The organism is Paraliobacillus zengyii (assembly GCF_003268595.1).
GTDB classification, from domain to species: Bacteria; Bacillota; Bacilli; order Bacillales; family Amphibacillaceae; genus Paraliobacillus_A; species Paraliobacillus_A zengyii.
In genome coordinates this window covers 95,565-113,101 of sequence record NZ_CP029797.1, presented here as the reverse complement: position 1 = coordinate 113,101, position 17,537 = coordinate 95,565, and the positions used below count along the sequence as shown (strand labels likewise).

14 protein-coding genes and 1 tRNA gene are annotated in these 17,537 nt (G+C 35.9%); 5 read left to right on the top strand and 10 right to left on the bottom strand.

The window, feature by feature from the left end; all coding sequences use genetic code 11:
• Nucleotides 1-3 precede the first annotated feature (3 nt).
• The 4 genes from DM447_RS00530 to DM447_RS00515 all read right to left on the bottom strand — a co-directional run bounded on the left by DM447_RS00530 (nt 4) and on the right by DM447_RS00515 (nt 5,139).
• Nucleotides 4-972 carry a protein kinase domain-containing protein gene (locus DM447_RS00530; RefSeq protein WP_112179193.1) on the bottom strand — a complete coding sequence of 323 codons (969 nt, stop codon included), beginning with the start codon at nt 970-972 and terminating at the stop codon, nt 4-6.
• Nucleotides 941-1,726 (bottom strand): vWA domain-containing protein, encoded by a 786-nt coding sequence (locus DM447_RS00525; RefSeq protein WP_255421368.1) that lies wholly within the window; start codon nt 1,724-1,726, stop codon nt 941-943. Before DM447_RS00525 ends, DM447_RS00530 begins: the two co-directional genes overlap by 32 nt.
• Before the next feature lie 52 nt (nt 1,727-1,778).
• Nucleotides 1,779-4,226: a stage II sporulation protein E gene (gene spoIIE / locus DM447_RS00520; RefSeq protein WP_112179189.1), complete on the bottom strand. Its 2,448-nt coding sequence runs from the start codon at nt 4,224-4,226 to the stop codon at nt 1,779-1,781.
• A gap of 340 nt (nt 4,227-4,566) precedes the next feature.
• Complete coding sequence (locus DM447_RS00515) at nt 4,567-5,139, bottom strand: histidine phosphatase family protein (protein ID WP_112179187.1); 573 nt, start codon at nt 5,137-5,139, stop codon at nt 4,567-4,569.
• A 485-nt stretch (nt 5,140-5,624) separates the two neighbouring features.
• On the opposite strand from DM447_RS00515, the gene DM447_RS00510 reads away from it, so the two are divergent.
• A tRNA-Met gene (locus DM447_RS00510) sits at nt 5,625-5,698 on the top strand.
• Nucleotides 5,699-5,743: 45 nt separating this feature from the next.
• Here the strand turns inward: DM447_RS00510 and DM447_RS00505 are convergent.
• The 5 genes from DM447_RS00505 to DM447_RS00485 all read right to left on the bottom strand — a co-directional run bounded on the left by DM447_RS00505 (nt 5,744) and on the right by DM447_RS00485 (nt 10,568).
• Nucleotides 5,744-6,556 carry an energy-coupling factor transporter transmembrane component T family protein gene (locus tag DM447_RS00505; protein WP_112179185.1) on the bottom strand — a complete coding sequence of 271 codons (813 nt, stop codon included), beginning with the start codon at nt 6,554-6,556 and terminating at the stop codon, nt 5,744-5,746.
• Nucleotides 6,553-7,410: an energy-coupling factor transporter ATPase gene (locus DM447_RS00500; protein WP_112179184.1), complete on the bottom strand. Its 858-nt coding sequence runs from the start codon at nt 7,408-7,410 to the stop codon at nt 6,553-6,555. Before DM447_RS00500 ends, DM447_RS00505 begins: the two co-directional genes overlap by 4 nt.
• On the bottom strand, nt 7,401-8,216 hold the full coding sequence (locus DM447_RS00495) for an energy-coupling factor transporter ATPase (protein WP_112179182.1): 816 nt from the start codon (nt 8,214-8,216) through the stop codon (nt 7,401-7,403). The genes DM447_RS00500 and DM447_RS00495 overlap by 10 nt, the downstream gene beginning before the upstream one ends.
• Before the next feature lie 365 nt (nt 8,217-8,581).
• Nucleotides 8,582-9,523, bottom strand: a complete 942-nt coding sequence (gene menA / locus DM447_RS00490; RefSeq protein WP_112179180.1) for a 1,4-dihydroxy-2-naphthoate polyprenyltransferase — start codon at nt 9,521-9,523, stop codon at nt 8,582-8,584.
• Between the two features lies 1 nt (nt 9,524).
• Nucleotides 9,525-10,568 carry an FAD:protein FMN transferase gene (locus DM447_RS00485; RefSeq protein ID WP_241964580.1) on the bottom strand — a complete coding sequence of 348 codons (1,044 nt, stop codon included), beginning with the start codon at nt 10,566-10,568 and terminating at the stop codon, nt 9,525-9,527.
• A gap of 409 nt (nt 10,569-10,977) precedes the next feature.
• Here DM447_RS00485 and DM447_RS00480 point away from each other — a divergent pair, with 409 nt between their 5' ends.
• The 3 genes from DM447_RS00480 to DM447_RS00470 all read left to right on the top strand — a co-directional run bounded on the left by DM447_RS00480 (nt 10,978) and on the right by DM447_RS00470 (nt 14,632).
• Nucleotides 10,978-12,852, top strand: a complete 1,875-nt coding sequence (locus DM447_RS00480; protein ID WP_112179179.1) for an FAD-dependent oxidoreductase — start codon at nt 10,978-10,980, stop codon at nt 12,850-12,852.
• A gap of 239 nt (nt 12,853-13,091) precedes the next feature.
• Nucleotides 13,092-13,622 (top strand): Gx transporter family protein, encoded by a 531-nt coding sequence (locus DM447_RS00475; protein ID WP_112182603.1) that lies wholly within the window; start codon nt 13,092-13,094, stop codon nt 13,620-13,622.
• Nucleotides 13,623-13,651: 29 nt separating this feature from the next.
• On the top strand, nt 13,652-14,632 hold the full coding sequence (locus tag DM447_RS00470; protein ID WP_112179177.1) for a polyprenyl synthetase family protein: 981 nt from the start codon (nt 13,652-13,654) through the stop codon (nt 14,630-14,632).
• 68 nt (nt 14,633-14,700) lie between these two features.
• On the opposite strand, the gene DM447_RS00465 is transcribed toward DM447_RS00470, so the two are convergent.
• A complete protein-coding gene (locus DM447_RS00465; RefSeq protein WP_112179175.1) occupies nt 14,701-15,636 on the bottom strand; it encodes an ATP-grasp domain-containing protein in 936 nt (311 codons plus the stop codon).
• A gap of 216 nt (nt 15,637-15,852) precedes the next feature.
• Here DM447_RS00465 and DM447_RS00460 point away from each other — a divergent pair, with 216 nt between their 5' ends.
• A complete protein-coding gene (locus tag DM447_RS00460; RefSeq protein ID WP_112179173.1) occupies nt 15,853-17,526 on the top strand; it encodes a methyl-accepting chemotaxis protein in 1,674 nt (557 codons plus the stop codon).
• Nucleotides 17,527-17,537: the final 11 nt, after the last annotated feature.

Genomic DNA, 17,537 nt, shown 5'->3' with positions numbered 1-17,537 from the left:
GACTTACGTACTTAGATAATAGATAACAAAAAACACAAAAGCCACCATTATAATTGCGAAACTTTCCAACCACGCACTCCATACTGTATTCACATGGTTTTTTGATGCAAGTTGTTTTTGGTTCATCATGGAAGTTGGATGATTAGTAGTTTTAGGTTTTGTTATCTTTAATAATTTCAGGCTTAAATCTTTTTCCATTTCAAGACTTGATATGTATTCTCCTTTCAGCGCCCTTTCTAAACATGTTTGATAGGGAGATAATTGTTTTGATTGTCTGATTTTTTCCTGCAATGTTTTAATTGGATACTGTCCACGATCAAATTGGTTTGGATAGGCATAGTGTAAAGCCATCATTGCTAATGCAAACAAATCATAGCTTGGCTCAGCTTTCCTAGATCCAACCTGCCAATAACCACGGTCATAGAATTCAGTATATTCCTTAATTGATCGACCAATTAATGTCGTACCACCAACATCAATCCAGCGTAAGCGTGGTGGTGAAAAGGTAACAATGACATTATCTAGCTTTAAATCTCCAAATACCCACCCTTGTTTATGGAGACGTTCCAAGTCTTTTAACAATTGTACAAACAAGATACCCAACCAGCCTTCTCCTCGTTCTCGCAAGAAAGCTGGTAAGTCTTTACCTTTTACATACTCCATTACATAGAATGTATAACGTATTCCCGTTGGGTCCGTCCAATCATCCACATCGTATAAAGAAGGCCCAAGGTTTGATCCTTGGACCTTTGAAAGGTGCTTCAATACATTAACCTCTGTCGTAATGGAATTCGCCTTATCACTTATTTTTAGCGCGCCTTCTTTTCCGTCCTTCGTTTTGCACAAATATACTGAGCCTATAGCACCCTGCCCCAATTGTTTACTTATAACATAAACTTGTTTGTGCCACTTTCCCCTCATAACAGTTCCTGGCCTTAGATTAATTCCCTGTTTCTTCGATGTTTGATTCATCGTTTTGATTCATACTCCTTGTTAATCTTGATTTCCCAAACTGATACATCGCTTCTTTTAGTGCAGGGCCCGTAGGTGTAATACCCCCACTTGTTAATTTAGGGAAAACAGAAGAAATAGAATCTAGTTTATTTGACCAATCTGTAATTTTAGTTAATGGCTTTCTTTTACCGGGAAATGATGAAATTGCAAATTTATTTTTTCCGATTCGAGCATTCATACTAATAGATAGATCAATTAATGCTTCTTTAACAGTTGGTAGTTTATTCTGCATACTAGCACTTGTATCAACTAAAACGAAAACTTCTATATTACACGTCTCGCCTAGCTCCTCTACAACTTCCATTACTTCTCCTCGTTGTTCCGGTGGTAGCGACTCGATGGTTTGATTTGGTCCTAATATTTGCTTTAACTCTTGATTTACAACACCTTGCAATGTTTGTGTCATTGCTTGCTTTGTCACCGTTTGAATTGTTTGAGAGAGTGCTTGTTGGTAAACAATCTGACTAACACCTTCTCCTGCTAACGCAATCTCTTCCACCTCTTCTAGCCCCATTGGATTCTCACTTTGATCATCTTCTAACACACCGATAACATTGACGGTTATACCTTGTTGTGCAATCAAAGCCGCTACCATAGAAGGGTCTTCGCCTTTATTCGAACAGCCATCCGTGATCAATAATATTTGCTTTAACGTCCCTTTCTTCATCCCATCTTCCTCCTTTGCCTTTCTTCTATCGCTTTTACTTAGCATCATTGTCGACAAATTAAAGGGACTTTATACTATTAAGTTATCAAAAAGCTTGTTAATTTGCTTGCTTTTGATAAACCGGAATACTTGACCACCTAGGGTTGAATTTGGTTATTTTAGCTACTAAAACAGTCATATCATCCTCAATCACCCCTGCCGTCGTTCGAACAACTTCTTCTAATAATAGGTCGGCAATTTCTTGTGGATCATTTGTCTCCAATTCTTTTATTTTACGTTTTAACCATATATCTGGGTTTTCGATATGCTTTGGCCCCTCAAATACCCCATCACTGGTCATAATCAATATGTCTTCATCTTTTAATTGAAAATCCACAACATCTACGTCGAAGTCTTGGATAATACCAATTGGTAAATTACTAGCTTCTATCGTATGAACTTGTTCTCCTCGCTTAATAAAACTTGGTGTAGAACCAATTTTTAAAAATTGAACTCCTGCATGATGAAGGTCTATCATCGCTAAATCCAATGTCGAGTAGATCTCATCATTTGTTCGTAACGATAAGATGGAGTTTATCGACTTAATTGCGACTTGTTCATCAATACCAGAATGTAGTATCTGTTTTAATAGTTTTAATGTCTCCGTACTTTCTTCATGCGCACGTACACCATTTCCCATTCCATCACTAATAGCCAAAGCATGTTTACCAGAACTAAGTTCCATTGTTGAATAGCTATCACCAGAAATAAATCCTCCACCTATCGCAGCGTGTGCTAATCCAATATTGGTAGTATATTTTCTAGCGGATGTAAAGCTAAGATGGCAGTAACCATTTGGTAAAGGGGAAATCTCTTCTTCTTTTATAACGATTGTTTCTTCTAAAATATCAGAAATGACAGGGGCAATTAGTTTTGGGCCCTCCCCATTATATTGATAAACAGAGAAATCAAGTTCAATATCTATATCACCTTTTTTTAAACTATAGATTTCTAATTTATCTATCTCTACTCCTAAATGTTTTAATGCAGCGATAATCTCTAATTCTTGTTGTTCATGGTTTTCTTTTTCTTTCACTATTTCTTTTGCAAAATCGCCCATCACTTCAGCAACACCAAGTAATTGATCTGCTACAAAACGTCGACTTTCTCCAACTTGTTTTTTTAATTTTTGATTTGCCTCATAATAAGACAATTCTTCTTTCATTACTTCTACTACCTTTTGTGATTTCACACAATGGTTAGAAAACTTTGATTGCGTTATTTTATTTGGTGATTGTCCTTTTTCCAAGTCTTGTTTCAAGGCTGTCATGTAATCATATGTTTCATCAAAATGTTGTCCCCAACACCAATCCTTCTTAAAACAACTTTGGCAAGTCTTCTCCGTCACATTACTTAAGTAGTAATCCAATTCTTTCTGATCATGATCATCTTCTATATCTTTCTCTGGTTGTCCTTCAAAGCTTTTTGATAAAGCCTCAAAAACATCAGAGAACTGTTCGATTCGATTGGCAGTCACATCTCTTACTTTTTGGACATATTGCTGTTGTTCAATCGTGTGTTCATTTGTTCCTGGTATATATCTAGACATTTGTCTTATCCATTGATCAGGTGTACAGAAAAATAATAAAATAGCGATACTCGTCTCTAATAAAGAAGGAAACAGCGTCGCAATTCCACCGCCATAAATTCCGATTAATACTGTTCCGACAAATAAACCTAAACCAACCCCTAGCTTCTTTCCTTCCTTCAATAGACCTCCTAGTAGTCCCCCGAAAGCTAATAAACTCATTTGGTAAAGGCTACTAACACTTGCCAAACTTAGAATAAGACCCGTAACAACCCCTACCGTGGAACCTATCGCGGCACCACCAATATAAGCTAACCATAAGACAAGGTATCTTGAAGCAATCTGTTCTACATTGGCGCCTTGTAGTTCCCAACCAATCGTTCCAGTCAACACGGAAGCAAGTAAGATAATTAAAGAAATAATTTCTTCATTTTTCAGTGTAGGTTTATATCTTTTTGGTGATAAAAGCGGAATACTCTGCATAAATATCAATACAAGGACAGCACTTAATACTGCCTCAACAATCGCTAATGTCCATTCAAAAGAATTGAGCGTATCAAAAAGGGCATAGTGTGTAACCCGTGGTAATAAACTAGCAAAGAAAACAAGAAATGGTATAATCTTTTGTTGGTTCTTTACTTGCTTTACTATCGCTGCAAAGAAAACAAAGACAAACGAGGCTGTAGCTATAAATAAACCATGCTCAATACCTACTGTTGTAGCACCGATAATCATTACTATTATTAACGGCCTTACTTTCTCCTTACGAACAAACCAAACAGAGGCTAAATAAGCTAGAGCAAATGGCGACAATGATTCCAAGATAACTGCTCGTCCTAATAAAAAGGCGACAAAATATAATAATCCCCCTTGTTCAAATAGGAGATTCCGTTGTTTTTCCTTCCACCATTTTTTTAACTGATCCGCTTTATTCGTATGGATGGGTAATCCTTTTGTTCCTGTTATTGTATCCAACATACTTTCACTCCTCGTTTAGTATGCTGTTTATTAAAACACAATTCTTTTCATTTTTTTGTCAAAACAACAAGGGTCTCGTATGAAAATGTTCGACTTCATTCCGTACAGATAAGCTAGTTTCAACATAAAGTGAAAAGTTAGTCCCTATTTAACTATCACCTTAAAACATCACTTCTAAGTGCTTATAGCCTGTCTTGATAGGCATATAAGTCAATCTTCTCATATGTCGAAAATGCATTAAACGACGAAAGAAAAAAGTTCACTAGCAAAAAACATCTATCGATACGATAGATGTTTTTGCAAGTTGTTGTATGCCATCAATAGATGATTCGTTTTCTTCTTACTTATCCACTGTTAAATGATCAATTTGATTATAATTATGTACGTGCCATTTATCTTCCGTGTATTCTATATTACTCAAACATGCATTTAAGAGTTTCGTATTAGTAAAATCTATTTCTTCTCCCGACGTTACAGATAAAATCGCATGAATTACAGCACCATGTGCAACAAGTAACACTTTTTTATTAGGAAAAGTCTTGTTAATCAAGCCTATTCCAGCCATTACTCTGCTTTCCAAATCTTCTTTTGACTCCTGACCTGGATAGTTACCATCCGGAAAAAGTTTGTTACGCTCTGCTAAAGTTAGACCTTCTGCTTCACCAAACGTTCGCTCTTTAAAGTCGGACATTTCCACTAAATCTACATTTAATGCTTTATTAATAATCTCTGCTGTACGCTTTGCTCTTTTCATAGGACTAGCAATAATTAAATCCCAATCTGCACCTTCAAAATATGTTTTACATGCCTCTGCTTGTTTAACGCCATTTTCATTTAATTCAATATCTGTGCCCCCTTGTATTCTTCCTTGTAAATTCCAATCAGTTTCCCCATGTCGAATTAAACAAATCATCTATTTTCTCTCCTCTATAAATATTTTCTTTAGGCTGTTTTTACAAAGCTAGCTTTTTACAGAAAATCTATACACTCCGACGTAACTTACCCGCTACGGAAGCAAATGGGTTCCCTTTCCGCTAGTACAGTTAAAGTATCGTCGATTTAGATTAATCCACTAGTTTTTTCTATAATAAATTAACTATGCAAAAAATAGAAATATGGAGTTTAATTTCTCTATAAAATATGATTTTCAACTCACGAGAGGATACCTCTTTCTAGCGATGGAAATATACAGAGACTCCTGTGCCCACGGAAAGCGACGTATATGTCAGAGCAGTATGTTACGTCGGACTTCCCCACTATATTTAATATTCAAAAAACACCTTTATCTATTATAGCAAATTTTTGTCTTACTTGATTCATTAGAAACATTTTAATGAAATGCTATTGACACAAGTTAAGCGCTATTGTATGATATCACTTGTGCCTTTGAAATAACGTAGCGGCGTAGCTCAGCTGGCGAGAGCGTACGGTTCATACCCGTGAGGTCGGGGGTTCGATCCCCTCCGCCGCTATCGAAAAACCTTCTTGATATATCAAGAAGGTTTTTTTCTGTTCATTTATAAATAAGTAACTACGTTAGAACGTAAGACAACAAGTACTACCGTTAAAATCGCCATTACTAACAAACTAATAGTATCTGATTTTTGCCAAGCTAGCCTTCGAAAACTTGATCTAGGCTTGTCTGATTGATACCCTCTCACCTCCATTACATCAGCCATATTTTCCGCTCTTCTTAAAGAACTAACAAATAACGGCATGATGATAGGAATGAGTTTTTTCATTTGATCTACTAGTGATCCTTCTCCAAAAGTAGTACCTCGTGCCCGTTGTGCATCCATCACTTTTTGTGTTTCATCTAATAAATTCGGAATAAAACGTAAAGAAATAGAAAGCATCAATGCAATTTCATCAACAGGAAGCTTAAAAAAACGTAACGGACGCAGTAAGGAATTAATACCATCTGTTAAGTCGATAGGTTTTGTTGTTAATGTTACAACGGTTGAGATAAAGATAATCATTACAAATCGGCAAAAAATATATAGTCCATTTAGTAAACCGAATGTTGAAATCGTTATGGGACCCCAATCTATATAAACCGTTCCACCGCCAGTGAATAATACTTGAAGGAACACCGTAAATAATATTAACCAGATAAGTGGACGCACACCACGTAAATAGGTTTTTATTTTCACTCCCGAAAGAAACATGACGATAAAGGTGAAAAGACCTAACAATACATAAGTTTGCCAGTTATTCGCAATAAATATAATACCTATAAAATAAATAGCAGTAATTAATTTTGCTCGTGGATCTAAAAGATGTATCCGTGAATCGCCAGGAAAGTAACGACCTAATATTAGCTTATTCATGCCAAGCCCACCTCAATTAATCCTTCTGTCAGTTCATCGATTGTCAAACATACATCTGGCATTTTAACACCTGTTTGTCGCTCTATTTTTAATTGCAGCTTTCTGGCCTCTGGCAATTCCACATGCCATTTTTCCAATCTTTCAGGATCTGAAAAAAAGGTTTTTACTGATTGGTGGGCGGCAATCGTTCCTTTCTCCATTACTACTACATCTTCAGCATATTTAGCAACATCATCCATATCATGCGTAACAATAATTGTTGTTAGTCCTCTTTCTACATGAATCTTTTTTATCATTGATAAAATGCCTCGTTTCCCCTCTGGATCTAAACCTGCTCCGGGTTCATCTAAGAGTAAGACATCTGGATTCGTCGCTAGAACACCAGCAATAGCCACTCGTCTTTGTTGTCCTCCTGACAAGGAAAAAGGTGACATTTTTAATATGGCTTCATCTAATCCCACTGCATAGATAGCTTGTTTCGTTCTTTCCTTTACTTCACCCACTGATACACCAAAATTCATCGGCCCAAACTGAATATCCTTTTCAACTGTTTCAGCAAATAATTGTGCTTCTGGAAACTGAAACACCATTCCTACATGTTTCCTTATTTTCTTTAGTGCTTGTTTTTCCTTATTTGCTGTTATTACTGTATTGCCAACGATGATACTTCCCGTACTTGGTAATAGTAATCCGTTAACTGTCTTCAATAAACTTGATTTACCGGCACCAGTGTGGCCAACTATTGCTGTAAATGACCTTGTTGGCAGTGTCAGCACTATGTCCTTTACTACGTTTGCATTTTTTAGCGGTCCTATTTGATAATCTGCTGTTACATTTTCAAATTTTATTTGCATAACCATGTCACCAGTTCATCTTCTGTCATATAAGTCTCCGGTATGTTTCGACCACGGGCTTGCAAGTTACGTCGAAGTTGTTCTGAAAAAGGAGCTTCTAGTTGTTTGTTTTTCATAAAAACCTCTCTTGGCGTACCTTCTTGTACAATTGTGCCATTATCCATCAACAGGATTCTGTCAGCAAGTGCTGCCTCATTTCGGTCATGGGTAATAGATATAATGGCTATTGACTCTCTCTCTTTTAACTTCTGTAAAGTAGCAAATAATCCACTTCGGCTTTTTGGATCTAGCATAACAAACGCTTCATCTAAAATGATTAATTTAGGTGTTAAGGCAAGAATACCTGCGATCGCAACTCTTTGCTTCTGACCGCCAGATAATTGCGAAGGATCCGTTAATGCATGATTACGCATTCCCACTAATTCTAGTGCGATATCTACTCTTTTCTTCATTTCATCATAGGGCATATTTATATTTTCCAAACCAAACGCGATATCATCTTGAACGCTTGTACCTATAAACTGATTTTCAGGATTTTGGAACACGATCCCTACTTGTTTACGAATATCCCATTTTGATAGTTCATTTAATTCAAGGCCATTAATATTGATTGTTCCTTTTTCCACTTCCATTAATCCAACTAGTAATCGGGCTAAAGTGGATTTTCCTGATCCATTATCTCCAACAATTGCAACCCATTCGCCCTTTTTCACAGAAAGGGAGACATCAGATAAAGTCTGTTTTTTCACTCGTAAATCATAACGAAATGCTAGATCTCGTACTTCTAAAATTGTAGATAGCTCCATCAAACTTTCTCCTTTCCCTTCTAACATATATTAAAGAATTCAACCTTCGCACTATAAAACAGTCGCTTAAATCTTGATATAACAAGAATGATCCAAAACAGAAGTTAACTTCACGCTACTTTGTAATCATCCGTGCGTTTGACTTGACGCACTGAGAGGAATTCTGTCATAAGAGGTATAAAGTTCTTACCCGCTCCTCAAATGAAATTGACTCCCTTTCCGTAGCAGAAATCAACATGGCAGTTACGACAGAGTCTATGGGTATGCAGTAATAAACATTTTTAAAAGTGTCAACCTTTATAATGAACACACGCCAAACTCATAACAGCCAATTTTTAGCGCTTTTTTTAAGTGAGAAAGTTGAGTTAAAGAATAAATATCGATATCATTAACATGGTTACAACCGAACCATTTACTAACACCAGGTTTTTTATCGCTACAGAAAATGTTTCTGATTTAATCTGTTTCCGATTAAATTTACGAACTAGCTGATAGACTGGATAACTAACTAATAGTGCAATAATAACAATAGGTGGTAATAGACCGAGAATTACTGCGACTAAGATTGCTAAAAATGAAAGAAAATATAAACCATTAAACAGCCAGACAGCATATTTTTTTCCAATGTAATAAGGCAGTGTAAAGCGATGATTGGCAATATCCTCTTTTAAGTCACAAATATTATTAGCTAGCATCAAATTAGCTATGGTAAACATACATGGGAAGGAAACTAACATAATCTCTAATAGTAATAGAATATCAGCTTCAAAGAGAACTGTCCTACCTTCCCATAATAAATGTAAAATACCTTGATCGAATGCATTGACATATACAGATAAGAATACAATACCGAATCCCATTGATACACCAGAGAATAACTCACCAAGTGGCATGCGAGACAAGGGAATCGGGCCAAATGTATAAAAAATGCCTATTGCAAAACAAACCATTCCAACTAATAACACGAATAAATCTGTCCGGAACACAAGCCAGATTCCTAAACCTGTAGCCAGGGTTAATAAACTTAAAATTGTAATAATGACTACAATCTCCCTGATTTTATATTGACCAATCACATTGTGGTTCTCTCGATAGCTTTCAGATGAGGCTTTTCTAAAATCCATATAATTATTAATCGCAGTTGTTGTTAGATCAAAGGAAAGCATCGCAACAAAAAAGATCGCTGTATTTAATGGTTGGAACGTATCATAACGATAATAAACAAATAAGCAACCAATTAAAAATGGAAAGACGCTCGCTATCTTAGTCTGAATTTCTACTAATTTTAGAAATGTTGAAATAGACATTTTATTCGCTCCCTTCATTTTTCAAAGAACTATCTCCGATTATAAAGGATTCATTCGTTAATTCGAATTCATCCTCCAAGCCAGAAGTAAGAAAGATCTTGTTATCTTTATCCACAAAGATTGCTTCCACACCATCCTGTTTTTCGATAAACGCCATTCCATCCTCTAACCCTTTCGAAAAAATTAATGTTGACAACGCATCCCCGTCTATTGACTTCTTACTAACAATTGTTACGCCTGCGATTTCATTATCAAATGGATAGCCTGCTTTTGGATCGAGTAAATGATGGTATCTTTCACCATCTACTTCTAAATACCTTTCATAGACTCCAGAGGTTACAATGGATTGATTACTTGCTTCTATCTTACCGACCGTTTCCCCACGTGTTGAGAACGGATCTTGAATTCCAACAGTCCACTCTTTACCAGAAGGATTGGTTCCTTCCACATAAATATTTCCACCTAAATCGATAATAGCTGTTGTCACATCATTTTCTTCAAGCACTTTGTTAACTTGATCAGCTATAAAGCCTTTAGCAATTGCACCCAAGTCTATGCGCATATCTTTCTCTTTTAAATAAACCGTATGCTTCTCTTCATCTAATATAACCTTTCGATAATCTATTAATGGAAGAACGGCATCAATCTCTTCTTGATCAGGTTTACGCGCATCATCATAGCCAATATGCCATAGTGACGTTAAAGGACCTATCGTAATATCAAATGAACCCTCGGCTTTTTGACTATAATCTTTGCCTGCTTTTATTAACTGAAATATTTCTTCCGATACTATAACAGGTTCTATACCCGCTTGAGCATTAACCTCGTCAATTTGTGATACCCCCGCATCCTCTTCTAAACCAATTTGACTAGCAAGGACTTCCATTCGTTCAAACACCTTTTTTAAAACCGTTTCTTTTTCTTCATTATAAATTTTAACCGTGACCACTGTGCCCATTAAAAACTCTGTTTGCTTATAAGGTGTTTCCATCACACCGTTATCTTCTGAACTACAGCTTGTTAAAAAAAATAAAACAATAAACATTATAATTGCTGTGTTTTTTATTTTCATCACTATCAAAACCTCTCTATAAAATAATAGACTTACATCTGTCTTATAATCTAATAATCTAATTGTGAACAAAATCACATTATTATTTTATAAGTATAGCATCGCTTATTTTTAGTGTCTATCTAACGATCCGTTCCTTTTCCACGTTTATATGGAGAAAAGCCTGTTGTATAGCTGTTTCTTTAAATATGAAAACTTAATGAACTTTTTAGTTTATTTTATTTTATTACTAACTTGTGAACTTTATAGAATTATTTATATATAATCTTTAAAAACTCTAGACACTTTCTAGAACTAGCTGTAAAATATAAATTAGTTGTTCAATGATTCACAATGGAAGTTTTCAGATTTCTAAATTTTATTAGAGGAGTGCAAATTTATTATGACAAACAAGAATATCATTGTTATTGGTGCTGGTTATGCTGGCGTTCATGCCGCACAAAAACTTGCAAAAAAGTACAAAAAAGATGATTCTGTTACGATCACTTTAATTGACCGTCATTCTTATCACACAATGATGACTGAATTACATGAAGTCGCTGCTCACCGCGTAGAGCCTGATGCAATTCAATTTGACTTACGTCGCTTATTTAACCGTACGAAAGTGAAATTAGTAACAGACAATGTAATCAATGTAGATCACGATGCAAAAAAAGTTACAACGGAACATGGAGAATATAATTTTGATTATTTAATTCTTGGTATGGGTGGAGAGCCAAATGATTTCGGAACTCCTGGTGTAAAAGAAAATGGTTTCACGTTATGGTCTTGGGAAGATGCTGTGAAACTCCGCGAGCATATTGAAAAAACCGTTGCACAGGCAGCTGTCATAAAAGATGATGGAACACGTTGTGCGATGCTGACATTTACTGTTTGTGGTTCTGGATTTACTGGAATTGAGATGGTTGGGGAATTGGTAGAATGGAAGGAACGTCTAGCAAAAAACAATAAAATTGATCCAGATGCTATTACATTATATGTAGTAGAAGCTGCCCCAACGATCTTAAATATGCTTGAGCGTAGAGATGCAGATAAAGCAGAAGCTTATTTAGTAAAAAAAGGCGTTAAAATTCTCAAAGATTCCCCTATAGTTGAGGTTAAGGAAAATGAAATCATCTTAAAATCTGGTGAAACTGTACCTACACATACATTAATTTGGACAGCTGGGGTCAAAGCGAATTCAGATACCAAAGATTATGGTATGTCCACAGCACGTGCAGGTCGGTTAAAAGTAAATCAATATATGGAATCAGAAGACTTTGAGAATGTCTATGTAATTGGTGACTTAGCTTATTATGAAGAAGAACCAGGTAAAGCAACACCACAAATTGTTGAAGCAGCTGAACAAACAGGTATGACAGCAGCTAAAAGTATTATTGCTGAAATTAGTGGTGGAGAAAAAGAAGCGTATGAAGGCAAATATCACGGAACGATGGTGTCAATTGGCGCTCGTTACGGTGTAGCTGATTTAATGGGTGTTCACTTAAGTGGTTGGTTAGCAAACTTTATGAAGCACATGGTTAACCTTTATTATTTCTTCGGAATCAGAAGTGGCTATTATATGTTTCATTATATCCGACACGAATTCTTTGAAACAAAAGATAAACGTAATATTTTCCACGATTTCTTAACAAGACATGGAAATGTACTATGGAGTTTACCATTACGTCTTTTCGTAGCAGGTTTTTGGCTAGTGGAAGCTGGTGCGAAAATATGGGGTAAAGAAACGTGGGAAACAGCAACAGCTAGTTTTTCAACTATTCCTCAGCTATTTAATGGCCTAGGAGAGGATTCATGGTTAGTCGGATCAACAGTCAGAATGCCGTTTGAATGGTTACAAACGACCACAAGTGGTGCAAGTGAAGCAGCAGAAACGGCTACAGAATGGTCAACACCTATTTTCAGCAAGATGCCTGGTATTTTTGAATGGTTTATGCAAATAGTCTTGCCTACGCCTGAAATGGCTGTTTTCATGCAGAAATTCATGGTGTTTGTTGAATTGGCAATTGGGTTAGCAATTCTTGCTGGTCTATTCACATGGTTAGCAAGTGCAGCAAGCGCTGGATTCCTCGTAATGTTTACTCTATCCGCTATGCTTGGATGGGATAAAATATGGGCCCTTCCAGCAGCAATTGCCTTATTAAATGGCTCTGGACGTACGTTCGGTTTAGACTACTGGGTAATACCTTACATTCAGCGCAAAGTAGGTAACTGGTGGTATGGGAAAGAACAAGCAATTTATCAAGATAAGAAGTAGGTTGAAGAGGAATAGTGAGAGGTTCTTTAAGCCTTTCACTATTCATCCCCTCATTTTTTAAAAACAATGAAGGGAAAATAAGAAGGATGCACAATGATGGTGCTAAAGTAATGAAACATTGGTATCATAGTATTATTAACGCATGTTTCTTTTTTACCTTTTGTTGTTTTTTAAGACAACAAATATGAAGTCTAGTTGAAACACGAGATTCTATGCAGCAAGAGATTGGAAGTGGCACGATGACCAAAAATCAACGTCTTGTTTATATATCGTTATTAGCTGCGCAAGCGGTGATTATTAGTTTATTAGAACGTGCAATCCCTTTTCCTTTTGCAATCGCTCCAGGAGCAAAACTTGGTTTAGCTAATATTATTACATGCATGGCCATATATACCTTATCCGTTAGAGATGCAGGTAAAGTTGTAGCCATACGTTTAGTCCTAGCCACCCTACTAGGAGGCACTATTTCTACTTTTATGTATAGTGCCGCTGGAGCTATTCTTAGTTTTATCGGGATGCTAGCAGTTAAGAAACTCGGCTCGAAACGGATAAGTTTAATCGGTGTCAGTACTACAGGAGCTGTGCTCCACAATGTCGGACAACTTACCGTAGCCAGTTGGATTGCTCAAACATGGACCGTTCTTTTATATTTACCTGTATTAGCTTTTATTGGAATTCTATCTGGTATTGCCATTGGAATTGCTGCTAACTACCTATTAACACATATTGAAAAGCTACATTATTATAGAGACTTACAAGAATTAAAGTAACATGATTTTTAATGAAAGGGGTTTTCATCATGCGTGTACATCCTATGTGGAATAACTACCCTGCTTTAAAAACGGACTTAGAAAAAGGGTTAGAACTAATCAATGCGCATATTCGTGTTCGTGATAAAACAATTGAGAAAACAATTAAAGACCTCATTTACTCAGGTGGTAAATTACTGCGTCCTGCTTATTCCTTACTTTGCTCTGAAATAGGACCTGAACAAGATAAAGAGAAAGCAATCGCTGTTTCCGCAGCATTAGAAACATTGCATATGGCTACATTAATTCACGATGATGTAATCGATGGAGCGTCATCAAGACATGGACAACCGACTATTCACACCACACACGGCAATCAATTTGCGATTTATTCTGGTGACTATTTATTTTCCGTTTGTTTTACTATTCTCTCAAGACATGCTACATCATTAGCACACTTAGAATTTAACTCGCGTAGTATGGAGAAAATATTAAGTGGCGAATTAGATCAATTACATTCTCGATATCAGCCACCTACTAGTGTAAAAAGTTACCTAGCACGAATTTCAGGGAAAACAGCACAACTATTTGCAGTCAGTTGCTATTCAGGTGCTATTGAAAGCAAGGCCTCACGTAAACAGACAATGACAGCATGGAATATGGGCCATTATATCGGGATGGCATTTCAAATTATGGATGACATTCTTGATTATAGAGGGAATGAAAAAACGATTGGTAAACCGGTCATGTCAGATCTGCAACAGGGGATCTATACCCTTCCATTAATTTATGCAATGCAAAGTGACCCACGAACATTAAAAAATATATTGAATAAGCAAGAACCTTTTACCGAACAAGAAAGACACCTAATCATTTCAACACTTGAAAAAGAAAAAGGAGTAGAAAAGGCGCAAGCACTTGCTGAAAGATATACAAAAAAGGCGTTAAAAGAAATGCAAAAACTTCCCGATGGCACTTATAAAGATACTTTATATCACGTTACTACTAGTTTACTAAATAGAAATCGATAGTTATAAGCTAATTCTAAAAACCCCTTATCCAATAGACTAATAGGATAAGGGGTTTCTTATATCGCATATTATTGTTCTTGTTTCAAAGCGTTTCCTAAAAGTGTTGCAAGTTCTAACATTCCAAATTTATTCGCCTTGGCTTCTGCATCTGAATTATAGTTTGTATTTGTATTAACATCATAGGTGAAAAGCTCACCTTTATCATTACTAATAAACTCAATACCCGCAACAGCAATATCATTTTCACGAAGGAAATTCTCATATTTTTGAATTAGTGCTGTATCCATATCTTCAATAATTTCAAACATTAGTCTTTCTTCCTCTTCTCCTACCGGACAGAACTTATCATCAATTCGGCAAGCATCAGCTGGGCATAACTCGAATCCTTCAGATGTGTCAACCCTGACTGCATATATAAATTTGCCACCGACGAACTCCGCTCTAGTAATGAAAGATTTTGGTGATTCTATATATTCCTGGATCAGTGTTATACCATCAATTGGTTCCTCAAAGTCATCTCCGTCTAAATACGACGCTAGTCCTTCAATTGAATAGAACAATTGAACTCCTAACCCTTTACCCGCACGATTATGTTTTGTGATAAATGGTACTTTTCCTAACTTTTTAGCTGCCTCAACAATCTGGTCACGTCCAACTGCTCCAATAGTTTTAGGTGTCTTTATACCACTTCTCTCTAATGCAGCGTATTGATTAATTTTGCTAAGTTCAAGATTTAATGCTTTACTCCCATTAAATACAGTACGATCATGACTTTCCAACCATGTTAGCACAGCACCTGTTAATTCGGGGGCAAATCGGTGCCCTCTTGAATGGGAAGATGCACTCATTCGATTATAATAAACACCTTCTGGAGGTATAGAGCTGAGATCTATAATTCCTTTATCTAAATGCCATAATTCATAAGGAAAACCCAATGCCTCTAAACGTTTCGTTAAATGTTCAGTCCAATCATCATTTTCATGAATTACAACTATTTTTGACATAAGCTTAACCCTCTTTTCGCAAGTTTAGTAGGCTACTTTTAACCTTCTTCTATTACTGAATTATACATATTGTAACATCCTGTCGCAAATTAGAATAATCATTTTAGTTTCATTATTCTTTTAAGAAAAAAATTTACCTTAACTTCATACTAGCTTCATATAAGTTCTGTATACTCCTATAGATAGGACAATTGAACTACTATTGGAGGTTAATTAATGAAGAAAATCATGAAAAAGTTAAATTTAAGTACAAGGCTTAGTCTATTATTTATTTCCTTATTAGGAATTGCTATCATTCTAGTTGGATTTAGCTCTTATACAAAAGCAAAGGAATTAACGATTCAAACAATAGAAGATAGATTAGTACGAGAAGTCGACTTAATGCAATACATTGCAGAAAACTTAAACTTTGTTTATGTAAGTGACCCATCATATTTCCTACAACAACTGGAAACAAATGTACGATCTCAACAAGAAAAACTGAAGCAAGATGGGATAAATTCTGACTTCTTTTACATCAAAAATAATGAAGTTATTCCTTTTCAAACTAGTAGTGAATCTCTACCCACATTATCAGAACAATTTATTGAGGATTTATCCAAAAATAGCAATGGGATTATGCATCAAAAAATTGATGGCGTAGATTATACACTCTCTTTCCATGAGATGAAAGAGATAGATGGTATTTACACGATGATTGTACCTACGGATTCTTATATGGGGCAAATATACAATCTTGGTTATTTTATTATTATTGTTACCGCCATTAGCATAATAATTACCACTTTACTCAGCATGCTCTTTGTACGATCAATTACCAAACCACTTAACTACCTTCGTAGCACAATGAAATATGTTCGCGAGGGAAATCTAAAGTTTGCACCAGCTATTCAAACTACGATACCTGAACTTATTTCATTACATAAAAGCTATAATGCAATGATTGAAAACATGATAAATATGATAACTGAAGTGAAAAATACGACAAATGCATTGTCATCTACAGGCGAAGAGCTAAAAATCGCTTCAGAACATACCCTTTCAACTAGCCATCAATTCATATCTGCTATTGAAATTGTAAAAGTTGGGGCAGAACAAACAGCAAGTAGTTCAGATGATAGTCTATCAACCTTTAAAACAATGAATACCAAAATGAAACACATGTTAATGAATATGGAGCGTGTGTCTCACCGCTCAGAACAAATGAATCAATCTGCCCAAACAGGTGAAATGAATATTGGCAAATTAATTCTTACATTTAGTGAATTTGAAACAGAGTTTAATCAATTAACACTCACGATCAAAGAGGTAAAGAAAAATTCTCATGCTATTCTAGGTCTTGTTGATTTAGTAAAAACGATTGTCGATCAAACGAAATTATTAGCACTAAACGCTTCAATTGAAGCAGCCCGTGCTGGTGAAGCAGGAAAAGGTTTTGCGGTAGTAGCACAGGAGGTTCGTAATCTAGCTGACCAATCTTCACTTGCAACTGAAGAGATTACTAAGACTGTTACAAACATGGAAGGGATAACGAACGAAGCCGTCTTAGCATTTGAACATGTACTACTTAAAACAACCTCAACTTTAAAGATGGCAGATACCTCTAAACAATCATTTGATCTATTAATGAATGAAATAACGGATGTAAGTAGTAGAATAAAACATATGCATACTGAATTAACAGATATAACAAGAGAGTTGCCACAGTTAGAGCTTTCAGCAAATAATTTAGCTTCTGTATCGCAAGAAACACTGGCAAGCTCAGAAGAAATGGTGGCCGCTAGTGAAAATCAAATTGAACAAATGGAAGGAACGAATGAAATTGGCAACAAGCTTTTACAATTATCAAATACGTTAGCACATACAACAAGTAAATATCATACCGATTAATACTATAACAA

Coding starts and splice junctions, on each gene's coding strand:
- DM447_RS00530 (WP_112179193.1), bottom strand. CDS start 972: ATGAATCAAACATCGAAGAAACAGGGAATTAATCTAAGGCCAGGAACT.
- DM447_RS00525 (WP_255421368.1), bottom strand. CDS start 1,726: ATGCTAAGTAAAAGCGATAGAAGAAAGGCAAAGGAGGAAGATGGGATG.
- spoIIE (WP_112179189.1), bottom strand. CDS start 4,226: ATGTTGGATACAATAACAGGAACAAAAGGATTACCCATCCATACGAAT.
- DM447_RS00515 (WP_112179187.1), bottom strand. CDS start 5,139: ATGATTTGTTTAATTCGACATGGGGAAACTGATTGGAATTTACAAGGA.
- DM447_RS00505 (WP_112179185.1), bottom strand. CDS start 6,556: ATGAATAAGCTAATATTAGGTCGTTACTTTCCTGGCGATTCACGGATA.
- DM447_RS00500 (WP_112179184.1), bottom strand. CDS start 7,410: ATGCAAATAAAATTTGAAAATGTAACAGCAGATTATCAAATAGGACCG.
- DM447_RS00495 (WP_112179182.1), bottom strand. CDS start 8,216: ATGGAGCTATCTACAATTTTAGAAGTACGAGATCTAGCATTTCGTTAT.
- menA (WP_112179180.1), bottom strand. CDS start 9,523: ATGTCTATTTCAACATTTCTAAAATTAGTAGAAATTCAGACTAAGATA.
- DM447_RS00485 (WP_241964580.1), bottom strand. CDS start 10,568: ATGTTTATTGTTTTATTTTTTTTAACAAGCTGTAGTTCAGAAGATAAC.
- DM447_RS00480 (WP_112179179.1), top strand. CDS start 10,978: ATGACAAACAAGAATATCATTGTTATTGGTGCTGGTTATGCTGGCGTT.
- DM447_RS00475 (WP_112182603.1), top strand. CDS start 13,092: ATGACCAAAAATCAACGTCTTGTTTATATATCGTTATTAGCTGCGCAA.
- DM447_RS00470 (WP_112179177.1), top strand. CDS start 13,652: ATGCGTGTACATCCTATGTGGAATAACTACCCTGCTTTAAAAACGGAC.
- DM447_RS00465 (WP_112179175.1), bottom strand. CDS start 15,636: ATGTCAAAAATAGTTGTAATTCATGAAAATGATGATTGGACTGAACAT.
- DM447_RS00460 (WP_112179173.1), top strand. CDS start 15,853: ATGAAGAAAATCATGAAAAAGTTAAATTTAAGTACAAGGCTTAGTCTA.